The 1,702-nt window shown below is 64.5% G+C and carries 3 protein-coding genes; 1 reads left to right on the top strand and 2 read right to left on the bottom strand.

Annotated features, from left to right (window positions below; genetic code table 11):
- Positions 1-637: imidazole glycerol phosphate synthase subunit HisH (gene hisH, locus BIS11_RS16785; RefSeq protein ID WP_253586613.1), on the bottom strand; the 637-nt coding region annotated here is incomplete at its 3' end.
- Between the two features lie 49 nt (positions 638-686).
- Complete coding sequence (hisB, locus tag BIS11_RS16780) at positions 687-1,280, bottom strand: imidazoleglycerol-phosphate dehydratase HisB (protein WP_227389737.1); 594 nt, start codon at positions 1,278-1,280, stop codon at positions 687-689.
- Between the two features lie 183 nt (positions 1,281-1,463).
- Here hisB and BIS11_RS16775 point away from each other — a divergent pair.
- Positions 1,464-1,702, top strand: a 239-nt coding sequence (locus tag BIS11_RS16775; protein WP_253586612.1) for an acetyl-CoA sensor PanZ family protein, incomplete at its 3' end; no start/stop codon positions are given.

Here is a 1,702-nt window from a genome sequence, read left to right as displayed (position 1 = left end):
GCGTCCAGGTAACGAAGTTTTCGAGCAGGCGAAGGCCGGCGCGGGCGCTCTTTTCCGGGTGGAACTGCACGGCGAAGGTGGCCTCGCGCCCGATCGCCACGTGGGCGTTGACCCGGCCGTACTCGGTGGTGCCGTAGACCTCGGCGTCGTCGCCTGCATTGACGTAGTAGCCGTGGACGAAGTAGAAGCGCTCGGCGTCGTCGATGCCTGCCCACAGCGGGTGGTCGTGGTGCTGATGGAGCCGGTTCCAGCCCATGTGAGGCACCTTCAGGCGCTGGTCGTGCTCGTCGCGCATGTCCAGCGGGAAGCGGTCGACGCTGCCGCGGAAAAAGCCCAGGCAGTCGACGCCGCCGTTCTCCTCGCTTTTCTCCATCAGCATCTGCTGACCCACGCAGATACCCAGGAGCGGCTTTGCCTGGCGGGTGAGAATATCGTCGACCAGGCCGCGCAGTTCGGTGCGCTCGAGTTCGCCCACGCAGTCGCGAATCGCGCCCTGGCCTGGCAGCACCACGCGGGTGGCGCCCAGAATGCGCCGGGGGTCGCGGGTGATGACGACGTTTTCATGGGTGACGTGTTCAAGCGCCTTGGCCACGGAATGCAGGTTGCCCATTCCATAATCGATGACGGCGATGGTCATGTCGCGCTCCTTGAGGTGAGTGGCGAACGGATCGGGCCTTTTGCCGGCCTCACAGCGTTCCCTTGGTGGACGGCATCTGCCCGGCCATGCGCGGATCCTCGGCAAGCGCCATGCGCAGCGCCCGGCCAAAGGCCTTGAAGATGGTTTCCGCCTGATGGTGGGCGTTGTCGCCCTTGAGGTTGTCGATGTGCAGCGTCACGCGGGCGTGATTGACGAAGCCATGAAAGAACTCGCTGAACAGCTGCGTATCCATGGTGCCGATGGTGTCGCGGGTGAAGGTGGCGTTCATGAAAAGCCCGGCGCGGCCGGAGAAATCCACCACCACGCGCGAAAGCGCTTCATCCAGCGGCACGTAGGCGTGGCCGTAACGCACGATGCCGCGCTTGTCGCCCACCGCCTCGTTGAACGCCTGGCCCAGGGTGATGCCCAAGTCCTCGACGGTGTGGTGATCGTCGATGTGCAGGTCACCCTTGACGTCCATGGTGATGTCGATCAACCCGTGGCGCGCCACCTGGTCGAGCATGTGATCCAGAAACGCGACGCCGGACTCGCCCTTCAGGTGGCCTTTGCCATCGAGGTCGATGCTGACGGTGATCTGCGTTTCGTTGGTGTCACGGCTGACCGTGGCAATTCGCGCTGACATGGGGCTTCTCCTGCGCTGGCGCGCACGTTGAGGTGGCAAGGCTCGCGGCCTCGGCCTGGACTTGTTCGACAAGCAAAGCCGCCATTATAGAGAATCGATGACCCCATCCGCTACAATGCGCGACATGTCGCTGCGTCACGAACGTGACGATCGCGACCCGCGCCAAGCCCAGAGGATCTCGCCATGCCAGTGACGCTTGTGTATATCGACCACGCCCGCTGGAGCGCCGACGAGCACCTGCGCCTCGACCTACAGCGCATTTTCGAGGACGCCCCGGTCACGCGGCTACCGGCCAGTGGCGTGGAAGACTTCATCGAGCACCACCTGGCCCGGCGCCAGTTCTTCGCCTGCGCCCATTTCAACGAGCACCTGCTCGCGGCGGTGGCGATCAACGAGGCCGATGACCGCGCCTGGTGGTTGTC

The organism is Halomonas sp. 707D4, from assembly GCF_024158685.1.
Taxonomy (GTDB): Bacteria; Pseudomonadota; Gammaproteobacteria; order Pseudomonadales; family Halomonadaceae; genus Vreelandella.
Note: the sequence above shows the minus strand (reverse complement) of the source record. Positions and strands in the feature narration are given on the sequence as shown.